Annotated in this window: 31 protein-coding genes; 21 read left to right on the forward strand and 10 right to left on the reverse strand. The window is 44.2% G+C overall.

What is annotated here, in order from left to right:
• Positions 1-639: 639 nt before the first annotated feature.
• From AY607_RS04845 to bioD, 9 genes are all read left to right on the forward strand, one after another.
• Positions 640-1,374, forward strand: a complete 735-nt coding sequence (locus AY607_RS04845) for a thermostable hemolysin (protein ID WP_064101917.1) — start codon at positions 640-642, stop codon at positions 1,372-1,374.
• Positions 1,375-1,412: 38 nt separating this feature from the next.
• A complete protein-coding gene (locus AY607_RS04850) occupies positions 1,413-2,930 on the forward strand; it encodes an AMP-binding protein (RefSeq protein WP_227509955.1) in 1,518 nt (505 codons plus the stop codon).
• Between the two features lie 38 nt (positions 2,931-2,968).
• On the forward strand, positions 2,969-3,820 hold the full coding sequence (locus AY607_RS04855) for a TauD/TfdA family dioxygenase (protein ID WP_064101919.1): 852 nt from the start codon (positions 2,969-2,971) through the stop codon (positions 3,818-3,820).
• A 50-nt stretch (positions 3,821-3,870) separates the two neighbouring features.
• Positions 3,871-4,695 (forward strand): SDR family oxidoreductase, encoded by an 825-nt coding sequence (locus tag AY607_RS04860; RefSeq protein WP_064095389.1) that lies wholly within the window; start codon positions 3,871-3,873, stop codon positions 4,693-4,695.
• A 300-nt stretch (positions 4,696-4,995) separates the two neighbouring features.
• Complete coding sequence (locus tag AY607_RS04865) at positions 4,996-5,721, forward strand: hypothetical protein (protein ID WP_064101920.1); 726 nt, start codon at positions 4,996-4,998, stop codon at positions 5,719-5,721.
• A 73-nt stretch (positions 5,722-5,794) separates the two neighbouring features.
• Entirely contained in the window at positions 5,795-7,072 is a 1,278-nt protein-coding gene (bioA, locus tag AY607_RS04870; protein ID WP_064101936.1) for an adenosylmethionine--8-amino-7-oxononanoate transaminase, read from the forward strand.
• A complete protein-coding gene (locus AY607_RS04875) occupies positions 7,069-8,238 on the forward strand; it encodes an 8-amino-7-oxononanoate synthase (protein ID WP_064101921.1) in 1,170 nt (389 codons plus the stop codon). Before bioA ends, AY607_RS04875 begins: the two co-directional genes overlap by 4 nt.
• Positions 8,235-8,990 carry a malonyl-ACP O-methyltransferase BioC gene (bioC, locus tag AY607_RS04880; protein WP_064101922.1) on the forward strand — a complete coding sequence of 252 codons (756 nt, stop codon included), beginning with the start codon at positions 8,235-8,237 and terminating at the stop codon, positions 8,988-8,990. The genes AY607_RS04875 and bioC overlap by 4 nt, the downstream gene beginning before the upstream one ends.
• Complete coding sequence (gene bioD / locus AY607_RS04885) at positions 8,987-9,640, forward strand: dethiobiotin synthase (RefSeq protein WP_064101923.1); 654 nt, start codon at positions 8,987-8,989, stop codon at positions 9,638-9,640. Before bioC ends, bioD begins: the two co-directional genes overlap by 4 nt.
• On the opposite strand, the gene AY607_RS04890 is transcribed toward bioD, so the two are convergent.
• A complete protein-coding gene (locus tag AY607_RS04890) occupies positions 9,618-10,997 on the reverse strand; it encodes an ATP-binding protein (protein WP_064101924.1) in 1,380 nt (459 codons plus the stop codon). The genes bioD and AY607_RS04890 overlap by 23 nt on opposite strands.
• Entirely contained in the window at positions 10,990-11,664 is a 675-nt protein-coding gene (locus tag AY607_RS04895) for a response regulator transcription factor (RefSeq protein WP_064095383.1), read from the reverse strand. The genes AY607_RS04890 and AY607_RS04895 overlap by 8 nt, the downstream gene beginning before the upstream one ends.
• A 108-nt stretch (positions 11,665-11,772) precedes the next feature.
• Here AY607_RS04895 and dsbD point away from each other — a divergent pair, with 108 nt between their 5' ends.
• The 4 genes from dsbD to AY607_RS04915 all read left to right on the forward strand — a co-directional run bounded on the left by dsbD (position 11,773) and on the right by AY607_RS04915 (position 15,786).
• Entirely contained in the window at positions 11,773-13,710 is a 1,938-nt protein-coding gene (gene dsbD / locus AY607_RS04900) for a protein-disulfide reductase DsbD (RefSeq protein ID WP_064101925.1), read from the forward strand.
• Entirely contained in the window at positions 13,707-14,555 is an 849-nt protein-coding gene (locus tag AY607_RS04905; RefSeq protein WP_064101926.1) for a TlpA disulfide reductase family protein, read from the forward strand. Before dsbD ends, AY607_RS04905 begins: the two co-directional genes overlap by 4 nt.
• A 19-nt stretch (positions 14,556-14,574) precedes the next feature.
• Complete coding sequence (dsbG, locus tag AY607_RS04910) at positions 14,575-15,315, forward strand: thiol:disulfide interchange protein DsbG (protein WP_064101927.1); 741 nt, start codon at positions 14,575-14,577, stop codon at positions 15,313-15,315.
• Between the two features lie 108 nt (positions 15,316-15,423).
• The gene (locus tag AY607_RS04915; RefSeq protein ID WP_064095379.1) at positions 15,424-15,786 is read left to right on the forward strand and encodes a YidH family protein; all 363 of its coding nucleotides are present in this window, start codon (positions 15,424-15,426) and stop codon (positions 15,784-15,786) included.
• On the opposite strand, the gene AY607_RS04920 is transcribed toward AY607_RS04915, so the two are convergent.
• Positions 15,783-16,103, reverse strand: coding sequence for an ArsR/SmtB family transcription factor (locus AY607_RS04920; protein ID WP_004280150.1), 321 nt, complete (start codon positions 16,101-16,103; stop codon positions 15,783-15,785). The two genes, AY607_RS04915 and AY607_RS04920, sit on opposite strands and share 4 nt — an antisense overlap.
• A 120-nt stretch (positions 16,104-16,223) precedes the next feature.
• Between AY607_RS04920 and AY607_RS04925 the strand changes: the two genes are divergently transcribed.
• From AY607_RS04925 to AY607_RS04940, 4 genes are all read left to right on the forward strand, one after another.
• The gene (locus AY607_RS04925; RefSeq protein WP_004810628.1) at positions 16,224-16,640 is read left to right on the forward strand and encodes a YeeE/YedE family protein; all 417 of its coding nucleotides are present in this window, start codon (positions 16,224-16,226) and stop codon (positions 16,638-16,640) included.
• A gap of 1 nt (position 16,641) precedes the next feature.
• On the forward strand, positions 16,642-17,058 hold the full coding sequence (locus AY607_RS04930; protein ID WP_064101928.1) for a DUF6691 family protein: 417 nt from the start codon (positions 16,642-16,644) through the stop codon (positions 17,056-17,058).
• Between the two features lie 2 nt (positions 17,059-17,060).
• The gene (locus tag AY607_RS04935) at positions 17,061-17,960 is read left to right on the forward strand and encodes an MBL fold metallo-hydrolase (RefSeq protein WP_064101929.1); all 900 of its coding nucleotides are present in this window, start codon (positions 17,061-17,063) and stop codon (positions 17,958-17,960) included.
• 777 nt (positions 17,961-18,737) lie between these two features.
• Entirely contained in the window at positions 18,738-18,974 is a 237-nt protein-coding gene (locus tag AY607_RS04940) for a hypothetical protein (RefSeq protein WP_064101930.1), read from the forward strand.
• Between the two features lie 7 nt (positions 18,975-18,981).
• On the opposite strand, the gene bioB is transcribed toward AY607_RS04940, so the two are convergent.
• From bioB to queG, 3 genes are all read right to left on the reverse strand, one after another.
• A complete protein-coding gene (bioB, locus tag AY607_RS04945; RefSeq protein ID WP_064101931.1) occupies positions 18,982-19,983 on the reverse strand; it encodes a biotin synthase BioB in 1,002 nt (333 codons plus the stop codon).
• A gap of 133 nt (positions 19,984-20,116) precedes the next feature.
• Positions 20,117-20,320: a hypothetical protein gene (locus tag AY607_RS04950; RefSeq protein WP_081406329.1), complete on the reverse strand. Its 204-nt coding sequence runs from the start codon at positions 20,318-20,320 to the stop codon at positions 20,117-20,119.
• A gap of 103 nt (positions 20,321-20,423) precedes the next feature.
• Positions 20,424-21,518 (reverse strand): tRNA epoxyqueuosine(34) reductase QueG, encoded by a 1,095-nt coding sequence (gene queG, locus AY607_RS04955; RefSeq protein ID WP_064095375.1) that lies wholly within the window; start codon positions 21,516-21,518, stop codon positions 20,424-20,426.
• A gap of 23 nt (positions 21,519-21,541) precedes the next feature.
• On the opposite strand from queG, the gene AY607_RS04960 reads away from it, so the two are divergent.
• Both AY607_RS04960 and AY607_RS04965 read left to right on the forward strand, forming a co-directional pair.
• Positions 21,542-23,014: a bifunctional ADP-dependent NAD(P)H-hydrate dehydratase/NAD(P)H-hydrate epimerase gene (locus AY607_RS04960; protein ID WP_064101932.1), complete on the forward strand. Its 1,473-nt coding sequence runs from the start codon at positions 21,542-21,544 to the stop codon at positions 23,012-23,014.
• Between the two features lie 10 nt (positions 23,015-23,024).
• Positions 23,025-23,297 carry an acylphosphatase gene (locus AY607_RS04965; protein ID WP_064101933.1) on the forward strand — a complete coding sequence of 91 codons (273 nt, stop codon included), beginning with the start codon at positions 23,025-23,027 and terminating at the stop codon, positions 23,295-23,297.
• Between the two features lie 3 nt (positions 23,298-23,300).
• Here the strand turns inward: AY607_RS04965 and ruvC are convergent, their stop codons facing one another.
• The gene (gene ruvC / locus AY607_RS04970) at positions 23,301-23,846 is read right to left on the reverse strand and encodes a crossover junction endodeoxyribonuclease RuvC (RefSeq protein WP_064095372.1); all 546 of its coding nucleotides are present in this window, start codon (positions 23,844-23,846) and stop codon (positions 23,301-23,303) included.
• A 125-nt stretch (positions 23,847-23,971) separates the two neighbouring features.
• Here ruvC and AY607_RS04975 point away from each other — a divergent pair, with 125 nt between their 5' ends.
• Together AY607_RS04975 and AY607_RS04980 are read left to right on the forward strand one after the other, a co-directional pair.
• Positions 23,972-24,538, forward strand: coding sequence for an FxsA family protein (locus tag AY607_RS04975; protein ID WP_064101934.1), 567 nt, complete (start codon positions 23,972-23,974; stop codon positions 24,536-24,538).
• 119 nt (positions 24,539-24,657) lie between these two features.
• Positions 24,658-25,296 (forward strand): LysE family transporter, encoded by a 639-nt coding sequence (locus tag AY607_RS04980; RefSeq protein WP_064101937.1) that lies wholly within the window; start codon positions 24,658-24,660, stop codon positions 25,294-25,296.
• Here AY607_RS04980 and AY607_RS04985 read toward each other — a convergent pair.
• The 3 genes from AY607_RS04985 to AY607_RS04990 form a co-directional block, all read right to left on the reverse strand.
• Positions 25,280-25,486, reverse strand: coding sequence for a hypothetical protein (locus AY607_RS04985; protein ID WP_064101935.1), 207 nt, complete (start codon positions 25,484-25,486; stop codon positions 25,280-25,282). The genes AY607_RS04980 and AY607_RS04985 overlap by 17 nt on opposite strands.
• Positions 25,487-25,629: 143 nt before the next feature.
• Entirely contained in the window at positions 25,630-25,878 is a 249-nt protein-coding gene (locus AY607_RS14820; protein ID WP_081406328.1) for a hypothetical protein, read from the reverse strand.
• Positions 25,879-26,570: 692 nt separating this feature from the next.
• Positions 26,571-26,768: FAD-dependent oxidoreductase (locus AY607_RS04990; protein ID WP_171255281.1), on the reverse strand; the 198-nt coding region annotated here is incomplete at its 5' end.

The following is a 26,768-nucleotide window of genomic DNA, read 5'->3' on the forward strand; positions in this document are numbered from 1 at the left end:
CCAAATAGAAGAATTACTGCCACACCGCTGGAAATCCGACCAAAATTAAAAAATAGGCATGGGATTCAGCGGACGCTTACGGACAATCGGAGTATTTTGATTTTCCTTCCGGCTGGAGTGGGAAGGTTATTTCAACTGCTACACTTGTTATCTATGGTTCCATCTTTGCTTAGATTTTTTTCTGTAGAGCAAGTCAGATGGCCTTATTTTTATATTCTTATGTTTACTCGGCTATTTGCTTTTTTACGACTTATAAAATGAAATAAAGAAGGGCTACTCTTCTTAAGGGTGACAACGTGGACTACTAACAGAGATGAGTTTGAAATCAAAAAAAAAGATTTTATTTTAAATTTCCAGATATTTGCAGGAGCGTAAATGAAAGCACATGACTTGCTAAGATGCCCCCAAAAAAGCCGTTTTGAATAAACTGAGTGCTACAAATTGGACAGCACTGTCATTATTACCTTGGTATTTTTAAACGGCTCCTGCCGATCCATCTAAATATAATTCACCATCCCCTTAAAAAACGATATGTAGAATTTATATAAACAGCTTTTACATTTGATTGCACAAAATTAAGAATTTTTTAAGGTAGGACTTCTATCTTGAGTAGCAAGTTAATTTCGTGGTATGAGCCGAATGATCAAGTTTAGTTTTGATCCTCAGTCATCTGATCAGATTCATTATTTGGATGGATATTTCAACCAGTCTCAATACAAAAAACAAATCTATCACAATAAATTTTCAGTACAGGCCCATCACTTTGATCCCGTGATCTCGGTACAAGATAATGCTCTACAGCTAAGCGTACAAACTGTACACCGTGGTGAGACGTGTGAACGTCGAGCACTGGAAAATTTTATTCAGGAAAAATATCAACAAGTCCATCAGGCCACGATATCCACCTTCTCTTCGACCCTGTTTGCCGGTTATGACGGAGCAGAAATGCAGGTTGTGATTGGCATGGAGCATTTACACCAAACCAATGCCTTCCTGGAACAGTATCTCGATGAACCAATTGAAAATATTCTTGGCAAGCTCAGCCAGACGGAGATTAGTCGGAACAAGATTGTAGAAATTGGCAACTTGGCTGCAGTAGACATAAATCAGGCCAAACTGATAGTGGCATTTCTGGTCTTTCATCTCTCGCAGCAATGCATTGAATGGGCAGTATGTACCGGGACAACTGCGGTGCGTTATGTGTTGCAACAGATGGGATTACGTTTTCATGTGCTTGAAAAAGCTGACCCGCAAGTCCTAGGAGAGGCACAGCGCCTGTGGGGTAGTTATTACCAGCAGAAACCTTATGTCCTGGCGATTGATGTGGCAGAAGCCCTACAAGTCGCTCGTCAATTTTATCAATTTAGTCATTAAGGCATTTTGCTTGATTACCGAGGCACAGAATTTAAATGATGACTGCTTTATTTGAACGTATCAGCCTGCACGCACAACAATATCCGCAGCGAGAAGCAGTAGTCACCGCACAGGCAACCCTCAGCTATGCCGAGCTGCAGCAGCGGGTAGAATTATTGAGTGCCAGTTTCAAACAGCTTAATCTGCGCCATCTGGCTTTGTGGGGCGTAAATAGTATGGACTGGATTGTAGCCGATCTTGCCGCACAAAAAGCCGGCATGACTGTAATACCTGTTCCTCTATTTTTTACTGCAGCCCAAGTACGGCATCTGCTTTCCGACAGCCAAACCGAGCTGCTCTGTATTCTGGATGAATCTTTCTCTGCACCAGAATGGATGTTAAATCTGGCTCAAGACATGAGTGGAGATGAGATATTTATTGCCGGCCAGCTACATGCACGCTTTTTTCAGCTAGAGCTGGCCGTACACTATTCATCTTCTTTACAGACCCAGCATCCGGCAAAAATCACCTATACCTCAGGCAGTACCGGAACACCGAAAGGCGTGTGTCTGGCAGAAGATACCATAGAGTCAATTACGCATTCACTCAGTCAGGCACTGGCCAGCAGTCAGCTTGGACGGCATTTGTGTCTGATTCCATTCGCCACCTTGCTGGAAAATATTGCCGGAATTTATGTCGCACTGAGCATGGGGCGCGCTGTAGTAGTCGGTGAGGTGAGCCAGTTCGGTCTGGTATCTAACCATACTTTTGATACACAGCGGTTTGTAAATACAGTGCAGAGCTATCAAATCGAAAGTGTGATTTTATTACCGCAGATGCTGAAAGCGATTGTGGAATATAGCGCTACACACGGTGCTGCAGGGTTTAAGATGCTGAAATTTATTGCGGTCGGTGGAGGGAAAGTCTCTGCTGATTTACTCAAACAGTTCCAGCAACTTAACCTTCCGGTTTATGAGGGGTATGGCCTGTCCGAGTGTGCCTCGGTAGTCAGTCTGAATCTGCCGGGTGCACGCCGTATTGGCAGTGTGGGCCGGATTTTACCGCATGTCGAAGTTGAGATTGTAGCCAACAGCGAAGTAGTAGTGAAGGGTAATGCCATGCTGGGTTATGTCAATGACATGGCTGCAACACCATATATTCATACGGGTGATGCCGGCTATTTTGATGAGGAAGGCTATTTGTACATTACCGGACGCATCAAGCAGATGATTATCAGCAGTTTTGGACGCAATATTTCCCCGGAATGGGTTGAGTCCAACAGTCTGACCGAGCCGGAAATCCAGCAGATTGCCATTTTTGGCGAAGCTCAACCACATCTATCGGCCGTGATTTATGCCCCGGATGATACGCCAGACCAGCAACTGGCAGTAGCGCTTCAGCGGGCCAACAGCCGGATGCCAGACTATGCCCAGATCAAACACTGGTGCAGGTCTGCAGAGCCATTTTCCCTGAACAACCAGATGTTGACCGACAACGGCAAACTGCGCAGACAGCAGATTCAGCAAAAGTTTCAGGCTGAACTGATACCGGACGAGTCCCAACTTAATTTTGCCTAGTTCACAGACCCATTGACCTGTTGAATGAGAGAGAACACATGAATATTGCACAGCAAGCTTTGCACACCACGCCTAATCAGATTAAAACGCAATTGGTAGAACAGGGCTGGGTCTTGTTAAGACATGAACACTATGACGTGACCTCGTTTAGTGAACTCATGAATAGGCTATGCCAGCGGCTGACTTATGATCCTGCACGCAAAAATGTCACTCGCCAGTCCCAGAAAGTTGATGCAGGTAGCCAGGCCATGGGACTGCATATTGAAAATGGCACGACGCCTTTACCGCCCGATATCATCGCCTTTTTCAGTAAAAAAAGTGCTTCGCGCGGTTCGCAGACTACCTTATGTGATGGGCATGAAGTCTGGAAAAATATGTCGGATGCTCTCAAGCAGAAATTTGCCGAACCGATGACCATTCGCCGTTATTTACCCAAACCGATCTGGCAGAAGTATGTGGCCACTGTCTTGAATATTGAAAATGCAGAGCAGGTCGGCCTACAGGAGCTGGAACACTTTATCCAGATGGTTCCTGGCCAGCAGATTAGCCCGGCACACGATCAAGGGGTGCACTACCATTTAAATATGCCGATGGTCCGCCATGACACTCTTAAGGGTATTCCAGCCTTTGCCAATACCTTACTCGGGCCTTCTTATAATTATGAAAAACCCCGTTTTTATTTTGCTGATGGTTCAGAGATCAGTCCAGACTTGCTTGCAGAACTGGCAGAGCGTTGTGAAGCCCGGACCTCAGAAATTGACTGGCAGGATGGTGATCTGGTGATCATTGATAACAAACGCTTTATGCATGGCCGACGTGAAATCTTGGTGCCACTTGAGCAGCGCAAGTTATACATTTGTATGGGACTGGGCCTGAATCCTGACTTTTAAGCAAAGCAGAAAAAGACATCTAAAAAATTCAACGATAAGAGAAGTGATCTATGTCCAATTTAACAGCAGTTCTTCTAGGTGCGACCGGTGGCATTGGTCAGGCCATTGCCGATATTCTCGGGAAAAATGGCCTGAATCTGGTTCTGGTCGGACGTAATGAACAGACTTTGCGAAAATTAGGTGAAAAACTGGCACAGCGTTATCCGGATATACAACTGCAAGGGATCTGCTGTGACCTGGCCGAGCAGCACAGCCGTAACGATTTGCTGGGTGCGCTGGCCGAACTGAATACCCCCATTCACTATTACATCAATAATGCCGGTATCAATGATTTCAGTCTGTTCTCACAGCAGTCACAGGAAATGATGGAACAGATGATGCTGATTAATGTGGTCTATCCCTTGCAACTGGTGCAGGGCATGATTCCACTGATGTCAAAAAATCAGCCAAGCCAGATCATTCATATTGGCTCTACCTTTGGCAGCATTGGCTATCCGGGTTATGTCAGTTATTGTGCCAGCAAATTCGCCTTGCGCGGTGCTACCGAAGCCTTGGCACGTGAATATGCTAAGACCTCAATTCAATTTCGTTATTTTTCACCAAGGGCAACGATCACGGAGATGAATGATGAAAATGTCACAGAAATGAATCAGGCACTGGGGACTAAAATGGATGACCCTGATTTTGTCGCACAAGAGTTTTATCGTTTTTTAGAGAAAGACTGTCAGTCCTATCAGGTAGGTTATCCTGAAAAAATCTTTGTGAAGGTAAATCAGGTTTTACCCCATATCGTTTCCGGGTCAATTGAAAAAGATCTGGATACTATTTATAGATATGCAAACCGAGATCCAGCAGTTTACAGCACTGAACAGTAGAAGATGAATGCAATGACTGATCAGCACTAGATCAATAAACAGTTGTTTTATTCTTTACAGATGTCGCTGTAACCGATATGTTTTGGAGCTTTTGTATCTGTTAACACGAAATTTTTTTCTTTTTAGAGAAACCTGCGGCAGCGATGGCACAGGGTATTTTGCAGTAATAAATAATATTTTAATTCTGAAAAAGAAAGTTTTCAGGCTAAAAGTATTTTCATGCTTTTTTGAGAAGCAATAATTTTTAGCCGAGAAATTTTACGGCTTGAAGGCCTAATGTATTTTCACAGGGAATAGCAGATGAATATATTATTGATTGCAGGCTGGGGACTGGGGACAATCGTCCTGGAAGAATTTTCTGAAAAACTCAGGCCAGATCATACAGTCGCACTCTCTGATATTTTTGACCCCTTTGATGCGGTGACCCTGCAGGAAAAGATAAAGCTCGCACAAGATTATGATGTACTCATAGGCTGGTCTTTAGGGGGACAACTGGCTATTTATTTGGCCAATGAAATCTATCAGCAGACAGGGGTAGCAAAGCCTGTGATTGCCTGCATGTCCAATCCCTGTTTTGTGGTTAATACACATTGGCAACATGCAATGCCTGAAGCTGATTTTGAAAAATTTTCTCAGGCTGCCCGACTGGACATGTTAACGACATTGAAACGTTTTAGTCATCTCGTCTGTATGGGGGCGAAGGATGCACGGCAACGGGTGAAATATTTACAATCCCAACTGTCCTTAATTGATTTAAATCATCAAGAAAAGCATCTTTATCTTTTGAAACAATTAGATTTGGTAGAGATCTTAAAAACCTGTTCAACGAAGATACTGTTTATATTTTCAAACCAAGATTCACTAGTTCCTTGCCAAGTTTCCCTAGAATCTGTCTTTTATCAACAAAGTTTAATCAAAGTCAAAGAAATTGAGGCTGCGCATGATGCAATCCTGTTCGATACAGAATTGGTGCTAATACCTATTCTGGATTTTCTGGATGATTTACCAGTTACTTCAGCAAGATAAAGAATTCAGTCATTTGCATTTTTAACTGGGCAGGCTAAGATCGATATTTCCACAATTTTTCAGGATGAATTTTGTGTTTGACGCTTTTGATCAAGAGCATATTTGGCATCCCTATACCTCAATGACTGCACCCTTGCCATGTTATCCGGTCGCTAGCGCCAGCGGTGCCCAGATTTATCTGGAAGATGGCAGGGCGCTGATTGATGGCATGTCCTCCTGGTGGTGTACGATTCATGGCTACAGTCATCCTGAGCTGAATCAGGCCGCCATTGAGCAGCTTAATAAGATGTCACATGTGATGTTTGGTGGGTTGACCCATCAGCCTGCCATTGAACTTGCGAAAATCCTGCTGGAGATTACGGCATCTGAGCTTGATAAAGTCTTTTTTGCTGATTCCGGTTCGGTTGCTGTAGAAGTTGCCTTGAAAATGGCGGTGCAATATTCGCATGCCCAAGGACAACCGGAAAAAAGTAATTTTGTCACGACACGTTCGGGCTACCATGGTGATACATGGAACGCGATGTCAGTTTGCGATCCCGTCACGGGTATGCATCAAATCTTCGGTTCAAGCCTGCCTAATCGATATTTTGTTCCTGCACCTGAAAGTCGTTTCAATGGCGAATGGCAGGAGCAGGATATCCAGCCACTGGAACAGTTACTGGCAGAAAAGCATGAGCAGATTGCAGCCATGATTATTGAGCCGATTGTACAGGGTGCGGGGGGTATGCATTTTTATCATCCTGAATACTTACGTCAAGCCAAAGCTTTGTGTAGGCAATACGATGTACTCCTGATTCTGGATGAGATTGCGACAGGTTTTGGACGCACTGGTAAGTTATTTGCCTATGAGCATGCCGATATCATCCCTGACATACTTTGTTTAGGTAAAGCCCTGACCGGTGGCTATATGACTTTGTCTGCTACGCTCACCACCAGGCAGGTTGCAGAGATCATTTCTCGGGGGGAAGCGGGCGTTTTTATGCACGGCCCGACCTTTATGGCCAATCCGTTGGCGTGTGCAGTTGCAGTAAAAAGTATCCAGCTTTTACTGGCACATGACTGGCAAGCCAATATCCAGCGTATTGAACAGCAATTAAGTACTTTGTATGTTTTAGAGGGGCATCCTGTAGTCAAAGATGTGCGGGTGCTTGGTGCAATTGGAGTGGTTGAGCTGCATCAGGCAGTGAATCTGGCTGAATTCCAGGCAGAATGTGTTCGTCGTGGTGTATGGATTCGTCCATTTGGCAGACTGGTGTATGTCATGCCGCCTTTTATTATTTCTACAGCCGAATTGCAGATATTGCTGGAACATATGATCGATATGATTCAGCATCTGGAGCTTGCAGCATGAATCACCTCGAATATTTTGCACAGCAACTTGATGTATTAAAGCATCAAGGGCAGTACCGCGAGTTTAAATCCAAAATTACCAGTGCTGCCCATTTTGAACTCAACGGCAAAACCATGTTGAATCTGGCATCGAATGATTATCTGGGTCTTGCCAGCCAAGTGGATTTACGGGAAGCATTTTTTGATATGACTCCTGTTTCTGAGCGGCAGATGAGTGCCAGTTCCTCCCGGTTGCTGACAGGAAATTTTCCCGCTTATGAACAGCTTGAACATAACATGTCGCAAGCCTTTGGCCGTGCGGTACTGCTGTTTAATAGCGGCTATCATATGAATATCGGGATTTTACCTGCGCTTGCAGACAGTAAGACCCAAATCATTGCTGATAAACTGGTTCATGCCAGTATGATTGATGGTATCCGTTTATCTAAAGCGAATTATGTGCGATATCGGCATAATGATTTAGATCACTTGGCACAACTTTTATTGAAATATCATTCAGATGAGTCAATTGAACGTATCATTGTCGTCACAGAATCCATTTTTAGTATGGATGGGGATGAAACCGATTTAACTGCTTTGGTGGCTCTAAAAAAACAGTATCCTAAAGTCATGCTGTATGTTGATGAAGCACATGCGGTAGGCGTACGCGGTTTACGTGGACTGGGCTGTGCCGAGCAATATAATGTGGTAGGGGATATCGATTTCCTGGTAGGTACCTTTGGTAAAGCGCTTGCTTCGGTTGGCGGCTATTTGGTCTGCGAACCGATAATCCGGGAATATTTGATTAATTCAATGCGCCCGCTCATTTTCAGTACGGCCCAACCTCCCATCTGTATAGCCTGGACAAATTTTATCTTTCAGCATCAACAGGGCTTACAGGCAGAACGCCAAGCATTAACTGCATTATCACAATACAGTCAGCAGGCAGTAAAAAATCTGGGTTATGACTGTCCGTCAAGTTCCCAGATTATTCCGGTCATTATTGGAGATGCGCATCAGACCGTAGCTTCAGCAGCCTATTTGCAAGATCATGGTTTTTATGTATTGCCTGTACGTCCACCCACTGTTCCCAAAAACTCGTCACGATTGCGGATATGTTTGCATCACGGAATAAAGAATCAGGAAATTCAGCACTGTTTTAGTGTACTGGAGCAGTATCAGCCATGAACAACACACTGATTGCTCAACGATTTGCTCAGGCTCAGCACAGTTATGATCAGCATGCAGTAGCACAGCGCCATGTCGCTCAATATTTACTTCATTTAATGCAACAGCATATTCACCAACCGCATATGCAACGTGCGCTGGAAATTGGTTGTGGTTCAGGTCTGTTTAGCCATGCTTTTTTACAGCATTATGGAGTTGATCAGTTGTTTTTAAATGATCTTTATCCTGAAGTGAAACAGCATTTTCCTGAAACTGAGCAATTCATCTGGGGCATAGGCGATATCGAACAGTTGCCATTACCGCAGTCTTTAGACTTGGTGGTGTCCTGTTCAGCCTTGCAGTGGATTCAGGAGCTACCGGCCTTAATCCGAAAAGTGGCCACTGCCTTGAATCCATCAGGATATTTCTGTTTTGCCAGTTATGCAGAAGACAATTTAAAAGAAATTAAAGTATTAACAGGACAAGGTCTGGATTATTTTCCACTGGAAACTGTAGCAAATATCTTGCAGGCACAGGGCTTTGAACTGCTGATGGCAAATGAAGAACGGATCCAGCTCAACTTTGCCCAGCCTAGAGATGTGCTAAAACACATGAAATCTACCGGTGTGCAGGCAACGGCTCAGGGTTTTCGCTGGAGCAAAAGCTTACTTGCGCAGTTCGAGCACCATTATGCTCAATTCCAGATCCCGGAAACAGGGAGTTATCCTTTGACCTACCATCCCATTTACCTGATTGCACGGAAAGCTCTATGAGTTCGAGAATCTATTTTGTCAGCGGCATTGATACCGCTATTGGTAAGACCTATGCCACCGGTTTTTTGGCCAGAAGCTGGAATGAACAGGGAATTCGAACCATTACCCAAAAGCTGATTCAAACTGGCAATGTGGATGTTTCAGAAGATATCGAGCAGCACAGGATGATCATGGGGTGTGGGCTGCTGCCTGAAGACCATGACAAGCTGACCATGCCAGAAATTTTTAGCTATCCGGCCTCACCGCATCTGGCATCTGAACTGGATCGGCGTTCGATCGATTTCGGAAAAATTCAGCAGGCAGCCACTATACTGGCCGAGCGTTATGACCGGGTTTTGCTTGAAGGGGCGGGCGGATTAATGGTGCCGCTAACCCGGGACATGCTGACGATCGATTATATTGCAGCGCACGATTATCCTGTCATTCTGGTGACTTCAGGCCGTCTGGGCAGTATTAATCATACTTTACTGAGTCTGGAGCTACTCAAAAAGCGTAAAGTCGCACTTCATGCTGTGGCATTTAACCATGCTGATGACCACCAGGACCAAACGATTGCGATGGATACCATTCAATATTTAAAGGAGTATCTGACCCGGTATTTTCCAACAGCCGTATGGCTAGATATTCCTAAGCTTGCAGGTCACGCTTAGACACGCCGTACTTGATTTCAATGCGAAGCCCATAGGGCCGTCGGGCATTAAAAGAGAGCAGATAGCCATACTGTTTTAACAGGTTAACGGTCAATGCCAGTCCTAAACCATGGCCATGCTGCTGAGCAGATTTTCGCCAGAAGCGTTGTCCTAAATGTTGGATATCCTTGGCTGTAAGTTGTTGTCCATCATCTTCAATCACCAGGCCATGAGACTGCATGGAAATCCAGATATGGGTAGCCTGTGCATGCAGCAGTGCATTTTCAAGCAGATTTTTCAGTACCGTATACAGCACAAATTCAGGTAGCTGAATTTCGCCTAGACTTTCCCAGTCCACCTGTATTTTTTCATTAATTTCAGGATAGCGTGTACTTAAGTCTGCAAGCACCTTCTCAAGCGTGGGGCGAAGCCAGATGGCTTCAGACATTGCTTGGATACTGTTTTCTGATTGGGTCAGCAATAAAAGCTGCTCGAGTAACAGCGTATAACGCCGGATGCTCTCATTGGCCTGCTGCAAATTGTGCTGAATGGATTCAGGCAGGTTCTGCTGCTGACCGATCAGCTGGGCCAGTTGTACATGGGTTTTAATTGCGGTCAGGGGACTGCGTAATTCATGTGCAGCATAGGCACTAAAGGCTTTCTCCTGTTGCAGACTGTCATTGAGTTTCTGAATCAACTGCGTGGAATTGTTGACAAAAGGCTGTACTTCCTGAGGGATGCTTGCAGGCTTGAGCTGCATTAAAAAATCTGCCGCCTGTGAATAGTTGAGGTTTTTCTGGTTCAGGTATTGACTGAGCTGATCCAAAGGCCGGAACTGTCTGCGGATAATAAAGATGATCAAGGCAATACAGATCAGCAGTGAGAAGACCAAGGGAACCAGTACGGACTGCAGAATCTGCTGTAGTAGCATATCCCTCAAGAACATGCGTTCTGCCGCCACCACCTGAATATCGCCACGACGCAGAACATAACTGCGCCATTCCGTATCACCCTGCTGCCAGGTGCTGAATCCTTCTGGTCGCTGGCTTAAATTTTGGGGGGCACCGCGTGTTTTGGCAATCACCTGATTACCTAACGAGATGTCAGAGCTAAAAAGAGAGACTTCACAGGCAATTAACTGGTTTGCATCATCATTCTTGGCTAATTTTGATAGGGTTGCATCCCCCAGACTATCCAGCGGTAACTGCTGAATCAGCCGGGCAACCATTTGTGCAGATGCCGATAAGCGTTGATCCAGTGTGTCTTGTAAACGCTGTTTCAGGTCAATATACAGCCATGAAAATACCGCACTCCACAACACAATAAACACGGCCAAAAGACTCATGACCAAACGCCATTTCAAGCTGTGACTAAACATGACGTTGCTCAAACGGTTTGAAAATATAGCCCACACCGCGAACGGTCTGAATCAAGTCTGGATGCAGTTTTTGTCTCAGGTGATAAATGTGTACATTCAGGGCATTGCTCTCTATAGCGTCCTGAAAGCCATAGAGCTTGTCAATAAGCTGTTCATTTTTCAGGATCTGGTTGGGGTGACTCATCAGGGTTTCCAGCAGGCTGAATTCACGGCGAGATAAATTCACGGCCTGGTCTTGATAGGTCACAGTCTGGGTATCCCGGTTCAGAACCAGTTCATCAAATTGCAGTGTATTCGAGGCAAAGCCACGGTGGCGCCGGGTGAGGGCATGAATCCGGGCAATCAGCTCCTCCAGTTCAAAGGGTTTGGTCAGATAGTCATCGGCACCGGCATTCAGGGCCTGAACACACTGATCGGTCCGCAGCCGCGCCGTCAATACCAGTACCGGGAGATCAATCTGGTCGCGTCGCCAGCTGTGCAGCAACTCCAGGCCATCCTGATCCGGCAGACCTAAATCCAGCAAACACAAATCGACTGCACTATGCCGGATAAAATAATCCGCAGCACGTGCGTGACTAACATGCTCCACTGAAATATTCAGATAGTTCAGAGCAGCACAAATGCTCTGTGCGATATAGGGGTCATCCTCAACCAATACAATAAACATAGAACATCCTGATCAAACTGCCATTATTTTATAAATGATTTGGGCTGTTAATGTTGCCTTAATTTTAGTTTTTCAATAATGCAGTCCTAACAGGAGGAGAGCAGCTGGATGTTGAAGTGGATATTGGGTGCCGTGATCGGCGTTGGAATCATGACGGGAACTGTACATGCAGACTTTTTACCACCGGATCAGGCATTTCAGTTTCAGGTGGTTTCTACAAGCCAGGATCAGGCAGAGCTTAGCTGGAAAATCGCAGAGGGTTATTACCTGTATCATGACCAGCTTAAAGTGTCTCATCAGCAGACCCCAGTCAAGTTGGCGTTGCCCAAACCCGAAGACAAAGACGATCCCAATTTCGGTTTGACCCAAGTGCATTATGGGCAAGTCAAAACCAATATGAATGTGCAGCCCAACCAGCAGTTTGTAGTGCAATGGCAGGGCTGTGCAGAAAGTGGTTTATGTTATCCGGTACAACGCACCACAGTAACAACTGATGCAGATGGTTTATTTCCAGCGCAAAACTTGAGCAAGCCTCAAAAGCTGCTGGCCAGCACTACACAGCCACAAGTAAACGAAAAAATTCTGACTGCTCAGAAAGATGAGCTCCAAGCTATAGAGCAAACTCCAATTACAGATAAAGCACTGACCGAAGAAAAGATAGAGGAAATACAAGTCGCTGCAGTTTCTGAACCTGTGGTGCAGCCTGAGGTGGAATTAACAGAGAAAAATGACCAGCTCATTGCAGACCCTAAAAATCAAACTTCGTCAGCAGGCATGAATAGCCAGTGGAACAATGACCAGTATTTTTTAAGTCTGCTGTCAGAACAAGGTCTGTTAATTAATGCCCTGATTTTTCTCGGGCTTGGCATTCTGCTGGCATTTTTACCATGTTCTTTACCTTTAATTCCAATTTTAACGGGAATTCTGGTTCAGCAGCACCGGGGCTACCGTGCGGCACTAATTGCGCTGGTTTTCGTTTTGGGTATGGCACTGGTCTATGCGGTCATGGGACTTGCTGTGGCACAGCTCGGTTATAGTTTTCAGCGCTGGTTTCAAAGTCCGGTATTCATCAGTATTTTCAGCATTCTGTTTGTTTTGTTCGCACTTAATCTGTTCGGAGCATTTCAGCTGTCCTTACCCCAAGGAATGTTGCAGCGTCTGGATCAATGGCAGCAAAAGCAGAAGGGTGGCACGCTGATTGGTGCTGGTCTTATGGGCATGATCGCCGCACTGATTGTAGGGCCATGTATGAGTGCACCGTTGGCCGGTGCCTTAATCTATGTGTCTCAGCTCAATCAACCGATGCTGGGAGCCAGTTATCTGTTCGTCTTAGGCCTTGGGCTGGGCTTACCACTATTTATTGCTGCCGTATTTGGGTCCCATCTTTTACCCAAACCTGGCATCTGGATGGATCGCCTGAAGTTTAGTTTTGGTTTTGTCATGCTGGCGCTGGCCTTGTATTTCGCCCGTCCACTATTGTCCGGTATTTTATATCTGAGCCTTTTGGGCGTGGTACTGATCACCTGTTCAGGCTACTTCTTGTTCAAGATGCTGCCTCATGTGCATCGGTCTGTATCGAAAATAGTCCTGATGCTGCTCAGTGGTTTACTGGTCTATGCAGGAGGCATGCAGCTCTATCATGTCTGGAGCCAGGTACAGGTCGCCCATGTAGAATCACGGCTTGAATGGCAGAAGGTCAGCACAGCCGCACAATTGCAACAGCTATTAGCCAAACATCGCGAACAGCCGGTAGTGATTGATGTTTATGCAGACTGGTGTGTGGCCTGTCAACCGATTGAAAAGGAAGTGATTTCACGTAGTGATGTCCAGGCGGCTTTACAAAATGTGGTTCGTATCAAATTAGACCTGACTCACTATCATCCAAGTCAGGATGAGCTTCTAAAAGAACGGCAAATCCTGGGTCCACCTACTTTTATATTTTTAAATGCAGCGCATCAGGAACAGCGGGACTTGCGTTTGACCGGAAGCTTTAGTGCGGCACATTTACTAGGCACATTGCAGCAACTGCAAGGGGAGCAACCATGATGATTTCCAGTGATGCACTGCATCTGGGACCTTTGATGTTGCCCTGGACACTTATTATTGTTGCCACTGGCTTGATGCTGTTATCTGCCATCCTGTTTGGATTAGCCAGAAAGTATTCATGGTCTAAACAGCAGCTTGGACAAAGTCAGGATTTGCTCTGGAGCAGTTTTTTGGTTGGAATGCTGGGTGCGCGTCTTGTTTTCGTCCTGCTTAATGCCGAGCTGTATTTTGCAGCACCCATCGACATACTGAAAATCCAGGACAAAGGTTTCCATTTATGGGGAGGGGTGCTGCTTGGTGCTTTGTGGTATGTCATTCGAAATAGACAGCTGCAGACCCGATTCAAAGCCATTTTGTTGATCATATTGGTACTCTGGGTCGGGCTTGGACTCGCGTTCAAATCCAGCCTAAAAACTGAAGCAGCGTTTCCTGATCTAGCCTTTGCTGGACTAGAACAGGAGCGTTTGGGTACAGACAAGATTTCACTCAGCCAATTCATTGGCCAGCCCACGATAATTAATTTGTGGGCGAGCTGGTGTCCGCCCTGTCACCGCGAAATGCCGGTGTTGGCCAGAGCAGTCCAGCAGCATCCTCAAGTGAATTTTATCATGCTCAATCAGGGTGAGGAGGTAGCCACCGTAAATGCCTATTTAAGAAAACATCAGTTTCAATTTAAACATGTCCTGCTGGACCCATATGGTGAACTACCCCAGCAGCTGAATAGTTTTGGCCTGCCAACGACGCTGTTTTTTAATGCTCAAGGCCAGCTGGTCGAGCGGCATATGGGGGAACTCAGTCCGGCCATGTTGCAGCAATATTTAAACAGAATTTCAGATCAACCTTAAAAAAACGGAAGGACTTAGTATGAATAAAATTCACCAGGTGCTTGGTGCAGGTATGTTCCTGATCATGAGCATGCACACACAGGCAAATATTAAACAGAACATTGAAAAACAGGGTTTTGTGTTTGTAAAACAGATTCCGGCACCGCAAGGAATGACCGGCTGGGTGGGGCATGAAGACCAATACTCCAATACGCTCTTTATCTCCAATGATGACAAATATTATATCAAGGGCGAACTGTTTGATGCGCAAGGGAAAAGCCTATCCAATGAACAGATTGAAAAGCATATGAAAAAAGCGGTATTGGACGACGTCTGGAAAACCCTGGAAAAATCGACCTGGATTCAGGATGGTAAGCCGGATGCACTACGGGTGGTTTATGTCTTTTCCGATCCCAATTGTCCATATTGCTATAAATTCTGGCAGGCGGCCCGACCTTGGGTCGAATCAGGCAAGGTACAGCTGCGTCATATTCAGGTCGGTGTGATCCGTGAAGAAAGCCGTGGTCAGGTGGCAACATTGTTAATGTCGAAAGATCCAGCGGCAGTTTTTAACGATATGAACAAGAATAAAGGTAAAAAGCAGCTCAAGAAAATGGAAAAGATTCCTGCCGAAATTGCTGCCAGAATTGATGCCAATCAGGCCTTGATGGGGAAATACGGCTTTTTCTCCACACCGTCGATGGCCTGGAAAAACAGTCAGGGTGAATTTAAATCTACTCAAGGCCTGGCGATGGACGTCAAGGAAATTTTTGAACAATAAGATTTTAACTACATGATAGAAAAAGTAATTTTTACTTAAAACCTCTATACATGATAGGGGAGCAGATTTACATTGGTGGATAGGCTAAGCATGAAGAGCAGATAAGACATGTCAAATTTGGATGATCCACGGGTACTGCTTGCTTTGGAACGAACCGCTCTGGCGTGGAACCGGAGTGGTTTGGCATTAATTGCTTTTGGTTTTGTGATTGAAAAATCCAACCTGCTAGTGCAACTGGTGGACCCAGACACTTATGCACAGAAAATAGCTTATTCACAATGGTTGGGAATTGCGGTGATTGTATTTGGTATGTTGGTAAATTTCGCCTCAATCCTGCAATATCGACGGGGGTTGGCATCACTGCGACCGCCGGAATTTATTGAAGGTTATTACACCCAGTATCCCGTATGGCTAAACCTGTTTACTGCTTTTAGCGGACTGCTTCTGATCATTTCTTTTTGGCTGCACTAGGAAGAGGGTTGGGCGCAATACAGCTCGTACAGCTTTTGCATCAGGCTCAAGACCTTGGGGTCACTCAGACGATAGAAAATCTGTTTACCCTCACGTCGGGTGCCAACCATGTCGGCCTTACGCAGTACAGTCAGCTGTTGTGAAAGTGTAGGTTGATGAATATCGGTAGATTCTTCAATTTCCTGAACATTCATTTCCCCGTCGACCAGGACACATAAGATTTTCAGACGATCAGGATTGGCTAAAACTTTTAGGCATTGGCTGACGAAATCGACCTGTGAAAAATCAATTTTGGCATTTGCAGCAATCATATCCATAAATGTCCTCGAAACCTTTGATGTAGCCCGTGCAGTTTACACAATTTACCATAAAACTGCTTGATTATTATTTTTTATTATATAATATAAAAAAGTATATTGTATAGAGATTGATTCACCATGCATGACTTCCTCATCGCATTTATTGGCGGTTTAATGCTCGGACTTTCAGTGGTCGGCTATCTGTACGTCAATGGCCGTATTGCAGGAATCAGTGGTCTGGTTGGGCAGGTATTAAACCCAAAAACCGTATTTAAAACGCCTGCGATCTGGTTTTTATCAGGCTTGATCATCACACCATTTATTTATGGTCTGTTTGTACAACCTGAAATTGAATTGAATGCCAGCCCATTGATGATGATTGTGGCAGGTCTGCTGGTAGGCTTTGGGACGCGTCTGGGTTCGGGCTGTACCAGTGGTCACGGAATTTGTGGTATCAGTCGCCTGTCTAAGCGTTCTATTGTCGCGACCATGACTTTCATGTTTGCAGGTTTTGTTACCGTTTATATTATCCGTCATATCACAGGAGCATTCTAAAATGAAAAATGTGTTTGCCTTTTTATTTGGTGCCCTGTTCTCTGTGGGTCTGATGGTGTCGGGCATGTCCAATCCTGAAAAAGTACTCGACTTTCTGGATCTGTTTGGTGATTGGGATGCCAGTCTGGCCTTTGTGATGATGGGCGCGATTGCGGTGGCCTTTATTCCTTTCCAGAAAGCGGTACGTGCGGCTCAACCGAAAACAGTATTTAATGAGCCTATTGATTTGCCTAAAAATAATCAGATAGATAAGAAGCTGATTACCGGTGCGGTTTTATTTGGTGTGGGTTGGGGGATCGCGGGTATCTGTCCGGCACCAAGTTTCACCTTGATCGGTTTGGGCCACTATCAAGTGCTCTATTTTGTTGTAGCAATGCTGGTAGGTGTATGGATTCACCGTAAATGGTCAGGAGCTTAACTATGCAAGACATCTCAATGGAAAAACAGTTACAACAACCGGTTGTGCAAGATTTCTTTGAAGAAAACACCAATACCTTTAGTTATGTGGTGAGTGATCCTGCAACCGGACATTGTGCCATTATTGACAGTGTCCTGGATTATGATGTGGCCTCGGCCAGTACATCGACTACACATGCAGATCGTATTATTGCCTATGTTAAGGCACAAAATTTAACTGTTGAGTGGATTCTGGAAACCCATGTTCATGCCGATCATCTGACCGCAGCGCAATATCTCAAGGCAGAACTGGGCGGTAAAATTGCCATGAGCCAGAAGATTTCTGTGGTACAGGAAACCTTTGGTGCGATTTATCATCTGGACATGAAACAATTTAATGCCCTGCAACCATTTGACTACCTGTTTGAGGATCATGAGTATTTCAAGATTGGTGAACTGGATGCCTATAATATTCCTACGCCAGGGCATACACCGGCCTGTCTCAGCTATGTAATCGGGGATGCGGTATTTGTCGGTGATACCCTGTTTATGCCGGATTATGGTACAGCACGTTGCGATTTCCCGCGTGGGAGTGCATCGACCTTATTCGATTCGGTACAGTCACTGTATCAGCTTCCGCCTGAAACTCGGATGTTCTTGTGTCATGACTACCTGCCTTCAACACGTCATGATTATGTCTGTGAAACAGATGTACAAACCCAGAAAACCCAGAATATTCATATCCACGAAGGCACCAGTAAAGCAGAGTTTGTCGAAATGCGTCATCAGCGTGATGCTACTTTAAATATGCCGAAACTGATTCTGCCGGCAATTCAGATCAATATGAAAGCAGGGCAGTTCCCTGAGCCTGAAGCCAATGGTGTGTCTTATTTGAAATTGCCATTGAATTATTTTAAGTCTTAAAATCCTCCTTGGCATGTGGGATCATGTTGATTGCACATGCTTTTTTTATCTGAATCAGATTGAAGTTAAACGTTAACCAAGGTGAGCTCGTCTGCTTCGTACGAGCCAGCGAGAAGTAAATCTAGTTATTCAATTAAATTTACTTCTCGCTATTTTTTGAACAGCAAATGTTAATACATTTTTTATTTACGCAGTTTTATCCAGGTTTGCTATTTAAAACAGATCTCCCTGTCCGGATGAACGCTGCATAATAATCTTTCCATTTCTATCTTTTCATCGAAGAGCTTCTTTTCAGCGAAATAGCTTAGTCTTGTATCAAGGTGCCATTTTTGTTTGGTATATTTAAATCATTCCCTTTAATCCAAAAAAATAATATTCGTGAAAGGACTATGTTGCGTTTCAAAAAAATTAACAAAAAAAGTGAAAAGTAGATGAAATGCATTTTACAAGTGAAAAAATTATGTTAATTAATGGGAGGTGATTTTTTAGTCAAAAATCATGATGTTTCAGGAAGGAATATCTTAAGAAGCGTATTAAAAAAATGATTAAACAGGAGTTTCAAAGATGCTTCAGCTTTTAAGAAAACTGTTCTGTCTGCATATTTATGAATATGAGCAAATGCAAGAAATCGGCGAACATAGGGAGTGTCGTAAATGCGGGACAAATAAGGACTAACGTTCTTGCAAGAAAAGTGAGCATAGGCTCACTTTTTTATGTCTGTAATTCGCTAATTTACGTTAAAATTAAAGGGAATTTTAACTGGGTGAACAGCGGAAGATGAGCAAGGATTTCTATGCAGATACTTATATCGTAGATGATAACCTGGCGGATACGCTGCACTGGCTCAGCCTGCATCAAGACAGTTATGACGCATTTAGCTATGATGCAGTCACTCAAGAGCTCGTGGTGCATCATGCCAATGGAACAGATCAAATCCGAGTGGGAGATTATCTGAATGCCCGTTATGGCATTTTAATTACTGCACATAACTTTTCTACGAGTTCATCAAGTTAGACAATTATTAGCTTGCCATGGCATCTGTGGCCAGACTGCGAACACTTGGTTTTGGCTGTTCTGCAACCAGACCTAATTTAGCAAAAAGTTGCTGATCTCTGCCTTGAGCAGTATTAGGGGTCGTCAGCAGTTTTTCACCCGAGAAAATAGAATTTGCACCGGCCATAAATGCCAGAGCCTGATCGGAATCGGTTAAGGATTCGCGGCCTGCAGAAAGGCGAATATAACTTTTTGGCATCAGTAAACGCGCTACGGCAATCGTACGAATCCACTCGATGACATCCAGTTTTTCTACATCTGCCATTGGTGTGCCTTCAATCGGAACCAGCATATTGATTGGCACAGATTCCGGATGCACCGCCAAAGTCGCAAGTTCATACAATAAGCCAATCCGGTCATTACGGCTTTCGCCCAGACCAACGATACCGCCACTACAGACTTTCAGGCCAGCTTGACGCACATGATCCAACGTATCTAGACGATCATCAAAGCTACGTGTGCTGATAACGTGTGAGTAGTATTCACGAGAAGTATCCAGGTTGTGGTTATAATAATCCAGGCCTGCATCTTTCAGACGTTCTGCCTGTGACTCATTTAGCATACCCAGTGTCATGCAGGTTTCCAGACCTAATGCTTTGACTTCACGTACCATTTCCAGTACATAAGGCATATCGCGTTCATGCGGGTTACGCCACGCAGCACCCATACAAAAACGTGAACTGCCAGAAGCCAGAGCCTGTTTAGCTTCCTGGATGACTTTCTCGACTGCAATACGTTTTTCAGCTTCCAGTTTGGAATCATAGTGAGCTGATTGAGAACAGTATTTGCAGTCTTCAGGGCATTTACCGGTTTTAATCGAGAGCAGGGTACTGACCTGAACGGTATTTGCAGTGAAATTTTCACGATGAACCTGTTGTGCCTGAAACACTAAATCCATTAAAGGTTGCTGATAAAGTGCTTGTATTTCTTCACGTGACCAATCATTACGTACGACATCACTACTGTTCATCTTTCTGTCCTTGTTCATACTTATTTTGCATGCTTCATCTTAAGTAAAAGCACGGCTATCTTCATTAGCAAAATATGACCTTATAGAAAAAACAAAACCCACACAAGGTGGGCTTTGCATTTTAATGGACAGCTTATTTGTTGCTGTGATTTCCATGAATATCCTGACCATGCAGATCACTACGATGCTGCTTGTTAAATACGCGCTGGTCCTGTTCATGCTGGTTGTTTTTCGGAGAATTAATTGGCCCATGCTGGGGTTGCTGCTGTTGGTGCTTCTGCTGTTCTTCCTGAAGCTGTTCAAGTAGCTCTTGATTTGGATTTTTTGATGACATCATCTTTCCTCCATTTCATTTTGACTATTTGTATTTATGCCATAGTCTGAAATAAGGGTGTGTAAGGCTTTTAAGTGAAACTGTGACGCTAGGTAAAAATGGAAAATTAACTGGATTTTGCCAGTTGTTCTTGAACAGCCCAATCAATATGCACTTGTACAATCTCATCATGATGGGCACGCTGCTGATGGAGTACTTGAACAATTTGTTCATCAAAAGGTGCATTTCCCAGACCGATCGCGATATTACGCATAAAGCTTTGATAACCGGTACGGCGCATCGGGCTACCTTCAGTCGAACTTAAAAAGGTCGCTTCATCCCATTGCCATAAGTCCAGTAAACTGACCTGATCCAGTCCGTGCCGCGGATGAAAATCCTCTACCGAGGTGACTTGGGCAAAACTGTTCCAAGGGCAAATCAGCTGGCAATCGTCACAGCCAAAAACACGGTTACCAATCCCGCGTCGCAAATCTTCTGGAATAACGCCTTTATATTCGATAGTCAGATAGGCAATACAGCGGCGAGCATCCAGCATATAAGGCTCGACAATTGCCTGAGTCGGACAGATGTCGATACATGCAGTACAGGAACCACAATGTTTACTGGCAGGCGCATCAAAAGGGAGTTCGAGTGAAGTAAACAGTTCGCCCAGCACAAAGAATGAGCCGGATGTTTTATGAATCAGAAGGGTGTGTTTACCTGTCCAGCCCATACCGGCACTTTCAGCCAGAGATTTTTCAAAGATAGGGGCTGAGTCCGCAAAAGGACGTGATTCAAAATCTCCTACTTTTTCCCGGATTTTTGAAGCCAAGGTCTTTAGGCGTCCACGCATGGTCTTATGATAATCCCTGCCACGGGCATAACGGGCAATAATAGCGGAGTTCGGAGCATAAGGGATATACCTGGATTCCGGTTTATCAACCAGATAATCCATGCGCACACAGATAATGCTGCGTGTGCCGGGAACCAGTAAAGCGGGATTGGCGCGTTTTTCCAGATTGTCTTCCAGAAATTTCATGTCACCATGATATCCGCGATCCAGATATTCCTGTAAGCGGGCTAATTCTGCTTGAGCATCCGGTTTGGCAATGACACAATCAGTAAAACCCAATTCTAAAGCCTGTGCTTTAATCCAGGCCTTTAACTCAGCTGGATCTTGTTGATAGAACTGAATTTGCGCGTGAGAATCGGGAGTTGTCATAAACCAAAGACAGGAAATTAGAAATGCAGCAACAAGTTTACCATAGCCTCGTTTATCATAGCCAAAGTATTCAAGCCTGGGAACAGCGCTGGTTTCAGCAGCAAAATAGCTCCTATGGTTTAATGCAACAAATGGCCTGGGCAATCAGCCAGCAACTGGGCACTTTATTTTTCAGGGAAAAAATTAAAAAAATCGCTGTCTGCTGCGGTCAAGGCAATAATGCCGGCGATGGTTATCTGGTGGCTAAATATTTAAAACAGGCTGGTTTTCAAGTTGAAATTTATGCGGCTGAACCGGGCAGTTCCAAAGATCTGGCAACAGCTGTGCAGGAAGCCAAACAAGCCGGTTTGCAGCCTTATTCGCAGTTTGACTTTCAAACCGAATATGAAGCCTATGTCGATGCTTTATTCGGCATTGGTCTGAACCGTCAGCTGGATTCAAATTGGCAAGACATTATTCATGGTATTAACCGGCAAAATGGATTAAAAATCTCGATCGATATTCCGAGTGGATTGGGTGCCAATACCGGCCAGCCTTTGCCTGTTGCGATTAAAGCTGACTACACTTTTACGGGTTTAGGGCTCAAGGCCGGACTATTCACCGGTCAGGGTAAGGAATATGCGGGCAAGATTGAACTGATTTCTGCAATTCCCGCAGATACTGAGCTTCAACCGATTGCCCAGCTTGCATCACATCAGATCCAATTACCCAAACGCCAAGCTTTTGGTCATAAAGGCAGTTATGGTCATGTGTTGGTGATTGGTGGACATGCCAATATGGGAGGGGCTGTGATTATGGCTGCCGAAGCAGCATTTGCTACAGGAGCGGGAAAAGTCACCATTGCTTGTGATGCGAAACACCATACAGCGATTTTGTCGCGTGCACCGAATATCATGCTACGTGATATTAATGCTCTCACTGTGGAGCAGCGTATAGCGTTGATTCAGCAGGTTGATGCAGTCTGTTTCGGGATGGGCTTGGGGCGTGATGAATGGGCAAAAGAGCAATATCAAGCATGGTTTGATTTAATTCAAAATTCAGACCTGGAAATTGTCCTGGATGCAGATGCACTGTGGTTTTTAGCCAGACACCCCCAAATATTGAACTCCAAAACCTATGCTACACCGCATTCCGGGGAAGCCGCTACGCTATTGCAGAAAGATATTCAAGAAATAGAATCAGACCGGGTTGCAGCTATTCATGCCCTGCAACAAAAATATCAGGGACAGTGGCTGCTAAAAGGTTCAGGCAGTCTGATTCTGGAAGAAAAACTTTATATATGCACAGCTGGAAATGCCGGTATGGGGACGGGTGGAATGGGAGATGTGCTGGCCGGAATGATTGCCAGTCTAAAGGCACAATTTAAACAAAAAATTCATTTGCATGAAATTGTAACGCTGCATGCACTTGCCGGTGATGAACTGGCCAAAAATGGCCAACGTGGTTTGCAGGCTCAGGATATGAAACACGCGATTTATCAGGTAGTGAATCGCTAAGGAGAATAGCGTGCCAGTCATCAAATTAAATATTTCAGGCCAGGTACAAGGAGTTGGGTATCGTTACTGGTTTGCCGAGCAGGCTCAGGCACTTGGCCTGAAAGGATATGTGAAGAACTTGAGCACAGGTGAGGTGGAGGCTGTTATTGCTGGAACAGACTCCCAGCTTCAGGAAATGATTACACGAAGTTGGCAAGGGCCTGCTCGTGCAATCGTAAAGTCTGTTATACAAGAGTTTCTGCAATCTGACCTGGATGCTCAAGACTTTAGAATATTGCGTTAAACCTTATCGACGACGGCTACTGACGCGACTCCGGCCGCGTGCCATACCGCCTAGAGCATTCAATACCGCCATTTTACTCATACTACCTGAAGCATGAGCATGACAAATGGCAGCAGCTAAGGCATCGGCAGCATCCTGTTGGGGCTTGATGCTGAGTTTTAGAATATTCATCACCATCATCTGTACCTGTTCTTTGTCAGCAGCACCATAACCTACCACCGACTGTTTGATCTGGCGCGCGGTATATTCAGCGACTTTCAAATCCAGATTGACCAGTGCAGCAACTGCAGCGCCACGCGCCTGCCCAAGTTTTAGGGCAGAATCCGGATTTTGTGCCATAAAAACCTGTTCGACTGCAGCTTCGGTCGGACCATAAAATTTTACAATGCGCTCCACGCCGGCAAAGATCCGTTTTAAACGTTCAGGCATTTCCGCCGTTTCTGTTCTAATGGTACCGGCATCGACAAAAGTCAGTTTGGAGCCGTCTTTTTCGATAATCCCGTAACCAGTTAAACGAGAACCGGGGTCAATCCCAATAATTAATGACATGCCTGCACTTTAAAAATAGAATAATGCCCATATTGTTACATAAGCGTATCAAAAAAGCTTGATCCTGATGAAGCTGTTGATTTCCCCATCCTATTATTTATTTTACTGAGATTAGATTAATTTTCATGAAATTATTTCTTATTATCCTTGCAGGTGTAATCCTAGAAGTACTGGTCTGGATTGGCGTGGGTGACCTCGTCGGGAGCATGTGGTACGTATTTTTCTGGTTTGTAGCCGCATTCTTTATTGGTATGAATCTGATCCGTAAATATTCGGCCGGTGTCATGCCACAGATGCAGCAAATGCAGATGGGACAGATGAATGCAGATCCTGCACTAACAGGAAATTTACCTAAAATTCTGGCAGGTTTCTTTTTGCTTATTCCTGGATTGATTACTGACGTACTGGCAGTCTTGATGCTTATTCCGGCAGTTCAGCAGGTCTTTAAAGCCGCAATAATGAAAGCGATGATGAAGCGTCAGCAACTCATGATGGAAAAAATGATGGGGGGCATGATGGGTGATATGGGTGGTACACAAGGCCAAAATCCATTTGCCGAGATGATGCGTCAAATGCAGGATATGCAAAAGCAGCAGTCAGGCCACGGTGATTCAACGATCATTGATGGTGAAGCACGTGAAGTGAAACCTGATGCCAAAAAAATTGAAATGAAAGATGTGAATCCTAAATAAGTATTCTATTTGAAGCTTGAACCGAATCATTTGATTCGGTTTTTATTACCAGAATAAATAATGCGAATATTCACGCAAAAGTTATAATGCATTGTTTTCAGCATTCTTTTATGGAACCCATGTCACTGCTTCTAACCATTTGTGCCTTACATTTTGTGGCACAGTTAAGTCCCGGCCCCGATATTCTTTTGATTGCCAAAAGCGCGGCATCTACCACACGCAAGAATGCCCTGAAAGTTATCGCAGGAATCTCTGCCGGAATTGTGGTGTGGGTCATCCTGACATTGGCTGGATTCACTGTATTGATTGATCAGTTTCCATGGATTCAACAGGTATTGATGGTGCTCGGTGGTGTGTTCCTGGCGAAAATGGGCTGGGCCATGCTAAAGGGAGGCTTGCACAGCTTTAAAAATAGATATCAACCCGATGATAATGTAAATGAGCAAATGCAAGTTAAAAACTATTTTATGCTGGGCTTATGGACCAATCTTTCTAATCCTAAAACACTGATCTATTTTAGTAGCGTATTTTCACTCGCCTTGAGTTCATCTGCTTCAGATTATTTGAAAACACAGTTGGCTTTAATTATTCCCTTGCAGACCTTTATTACGTTCGCTTTATTGATGACACTGATTTCCCAACCAAAAATTAAAGCGTTGTACCAACGTTCGGGGAGTTATATTGATGTGATTTCAGGCGGACTCTTTCTGCTGTTTGCATTGTGGTTGTGGTATGACGCACTTATTCTGATGAATTAATTTGTGCATTTTCATTCAAGGCTGTAGTCATAGATGAGACAGCTATAGGAGATGCTGCATTATCCTGGCTTTTAACCACCGTTTGATAACGATTAGGCTTTAAAGTGGTTTCAGTATTTTCAGAACCTTGATAGCTGCGGCTACGGTTGGCGCGCTCACGCAATCCACCTTTTTTAATTAGCTGAACCATGACCTGTCTCTCATTTGAATCTATGGTTATTGTAAATCAAATCGAGGTCTTGTGAGGTGGTTTTTTGCAGCACGATTCGGATGCCTCAAGTATCATAAAAGACCTGTTTGGGATGAACAGGTCTTGCTGCGGGGTGTATAAAATTAACGAAGCCTTTTATCTTCTTCTTTTAAAACATCCAATAGCGAGTGTTGTGCCGGTACTTCTTGTTGTGACTGCACATACAAATGCACCACTTTAAATACGATAGCTGTAACGAGACAGGCGATTAGACATAAAATCCAGAAACCAAAAGGGCTGCGAATATGGTGTGAACCACAATCGTTACAAACCTTTTGAGTGGATTCAACCACTTTGTCACAGCATGCACAATGATACTGGTAACGTAGCATGATGATCTCCTTGAATTCACAGCATTCGAGTGAATAATTTATTTTTTTTAATGTACATCAGCATGTTTTTTACACATCAGATTCTAAATCAATGCATGAACCATGCCTATGGGGTTTAACAAAAAGGTTACTAAAGCATTTTTTGCATAAAAACCATTTCATTTAAAACAATCAATATCAGGATTGCGGCAACGCATGCAAGAAAGATTATCTTAGCGAACCAAGATATTCTAAAAATATTTAAGTATTTGATTTAATGCATTAATTATAATTATTAACCAAGGAGTTAGGGGGAAATTTATGTATAAAAATTAGGTAAATATTTAAATAATTTTGATAATTTATGTTCTGTAACCAGAAATACTCCAATAAAGAGCCAAAGCATGAAAAAAATAGCAGTGCTACTTGTAAGTTTAAGTGGGATAGGCAGTGTCTCGCACAAACTGAGGTGGAAAAACAAGCTGTCACGTAGTTTCAGCAAGATTTTAACGCAGCTGCATATGAAACGTTGTTTCAATGCTTTTTGAATTTTAGACTTGACTAATAAAAAAGCAGTGAACATCTTAAATAATGTATCTGCCATCCATGTAGAAATGGGCAATATTGAGCACTTAGCAGCCGAGCTCCAAAAATAAAAATTGTACTTAAAACAAAAAAGCCAGTCAGGATGACTGGCTTTTCTATCGTTAAGATTACTGTCCTGAACGGATGATGTAATCAAATGCAGACAGCGAGGCTTTCGCACCTTCACCAGTCGCAATGATGATCTGCTTGTATGGCACGGTGGTACAGTCACCTGCAGCAAATACACCTTTCACATTGGTTTCGTTGCGATCGTTAATCACAATCTCGCCACGACTAGTCAGCTCAACCGAAGTCTCTTTCAGGAA

It is taken from the genome of Acinetobacter sp. SFA, assembly GCF_001647535.1.
GTDB classification, from domain to species: domain Bacteria; phylum Pseudomonadota; class Gammaproteobacteria; order Pseudomonadales; family Moraxellaceae; genus Acinetobacter; species Acinetobacter pecorum.

Bases quoted from the DNA above. Each gene is read 5' to 3' on its own strand.
- AY607_RS04845 (WP_064101917.1), top strand. From the start codon at position 640: ATGATCAAGTTTAGTTTTGATCCTCAGTCATCTGATCAGATTCATTAT.
- AY607_RS04850 (WP_227509955.1), top strand. From the start codon at position 1,413: ATGACTGCTTTATTTGAACGTATCAGCCTGCACGCACAACAATATCCG.
- AY607_RS04855 (WP_064101919.1), top strand. From the start codon at position 2,969: ATGAATATTGCACAGCAAGCTTTGCACACCACGCCTAATCAGATTAAA.
- AY607_RS04860 (WP_064095389.1), top strand. From the start codon at position 3,871: ATGTCCAATTTAACAGCAGTTCTTCTAGGTGCGACCGGTGGCATTGGT.
- AY607_RS04865 (WP_064101920.1), top strand. From the start codon at position 4,996: ATGAATATATTATTGATTGCAGGCTGGGGACTGGGGACAATCGTCCTG.
- AY607_RS04875 (WP_064101921.1), top strand. From the start codon at position 7,069: ATGAATCACCTCGAATATTTTGCACAGCAACTTGATGTATTAAAGCAT.
- bioC (WP_064101922.1), top strand. From the start codon at position 8,235: ATGAACAACACACTGATTGCTCAACGATTTGCTCAGGCTCAGCACAGT.
- bioD (WP_064101923.1), top strand. From the start codon at position 8,987: ATGAGTTCGAGAATCTATTTTGTCAGCGGCATTGATACCGCTATTGGT.
- AY607_RS04890 (WP_064101924.1), bottom strand. From the start codon at position 10,997: ATGTTTAGTCACAGCTTGAAATGGCGTTTGGTCATGAGTCTTTTGGCC.
- AY607_RS04895 (WP_064095383.1), bottom strand. From the start codon at position 11,664: ATGTTTATTGTATTGGTTGAGGATGACCCCTATATCGCACAGAGCATT.
- dsbD (WP_064101925.1), top strand. From the start codon at position 11,773: ATGTTGAAGTGGATATTGGGTGCCGTGATCGGCGTTGGAATCATGACG.
- AY607_RS04905 (WP_064101926.1), top strand. From the start codon at position 13,707: ATGATGATTTCCAGTGATGCACTGCATCTGGGACCTTTGATGTTGCCC.
- dsbG (WP_064101927.1), top strand. From the start codon at position 14,575: ATGAATAAAATTCACCAGGTGCTTGGTGCAGGTATGTTCCTGATCATG.
- AY607_RS04915 (WP_064095379.1), top strand. From the start codon at position 15,424: ATGTCAAATTTGGATGATCCACGGGTACTGCTTGCTTTGGAACGAACC.
- AY607_RS04920 (WP_004280150.1), bottom strand. From the start codon at position 16,103: ATGGATATGATTGCTGCAAATGCCAAAATTGATTTTTCACAGGTCGAT.
- AY607_RS04925 (WP_004810628.1), top strand. From the start codon at position 16,224: ATGCATGACTTCCTCATCGCATTTATTGGCGGTTTAATGCTCGGACTT.
- AY607_RS04930 (WP_064101928.1), top strand. From the start codon at position 16,642: ATGAAAAATGTGTTTGCCTTTTTATTTGGTGCCCTGTTCTCTGTGGGT.
- AY607_RS04935 (WP_064101929.1), top strand. From the start codon at position 17,061: ATGCAAGACATCTCAATGGAAAAACAGTTACAACAACCGGTTGTGCAA.
- AY607_RS04940 (WP_064101930.1), top strand. From the start codon at position 18,738: ATGAGCAAGGATTTCTATGCAGATACTTATATCGTAGATGATAACCTG.
- bioB (WP_064101931.1), bottom strand. From the start codon at position 19,983: ATGAACAGTAGTGATGTCGTACGTAATGATTGGTCACGTGAAGAAATA.
- AY607_RS04950 (WP_081406329.1), bottom strand. From the start codon at position 20,320: ATGATGTCATCAAAAAATCCAAATCAAGAGCTACTTGAACAGCTTCAG.
- queG (WP_064095375.1), bottom strand. From the start codon at position 21,518: ATGACAACTCCCGATTCTCACGCGCAAATTCAGTTCTATCAACAAGAT.
- AY607_RS04960 (WP_064101932.1), top strand. From the start codon at position 21,542: ATGCAGCAACAAGTTTACCATAGCCTCGTTTATCATAGCCAAAGTATT.
- ruvC (WP_064095372.1), bottom strand. From the start codon at position 23,846: ATGTCATTAATTATTGGGATTGACCCCGGTTCTCGTTTAACTGGTTAC.
- AY607_RS04975 (WP_064101934.1), top strand. From the start codon at position 23,972: ATGAAATTATTTCTTATTATCCTTGCAGGTGTAATCCTAGAAGTACTG.
- AY607_RS04980 (WP_064101937.1), top strand. From the start codon at position 24,658: ATGTCACTGCTTCTAACCATTTGTGCCTTACATTTTGTGGCACAGTTA.
- AY607_RS04985 (WP_064101935.1), bottom strand. From the start codon at position 25,486: ATGGTTCAGCTAATTAAAAAAGGTGGATTGCGTGAGCGCGCCAACCGT.
- AY607_RS14820 (WP_081406328.1), bottom strand. From the start codon at position 25,878: ATGCTACGTTACCAGTATCATTGTGCATGCTGTGACAAAGTGGTTGAA.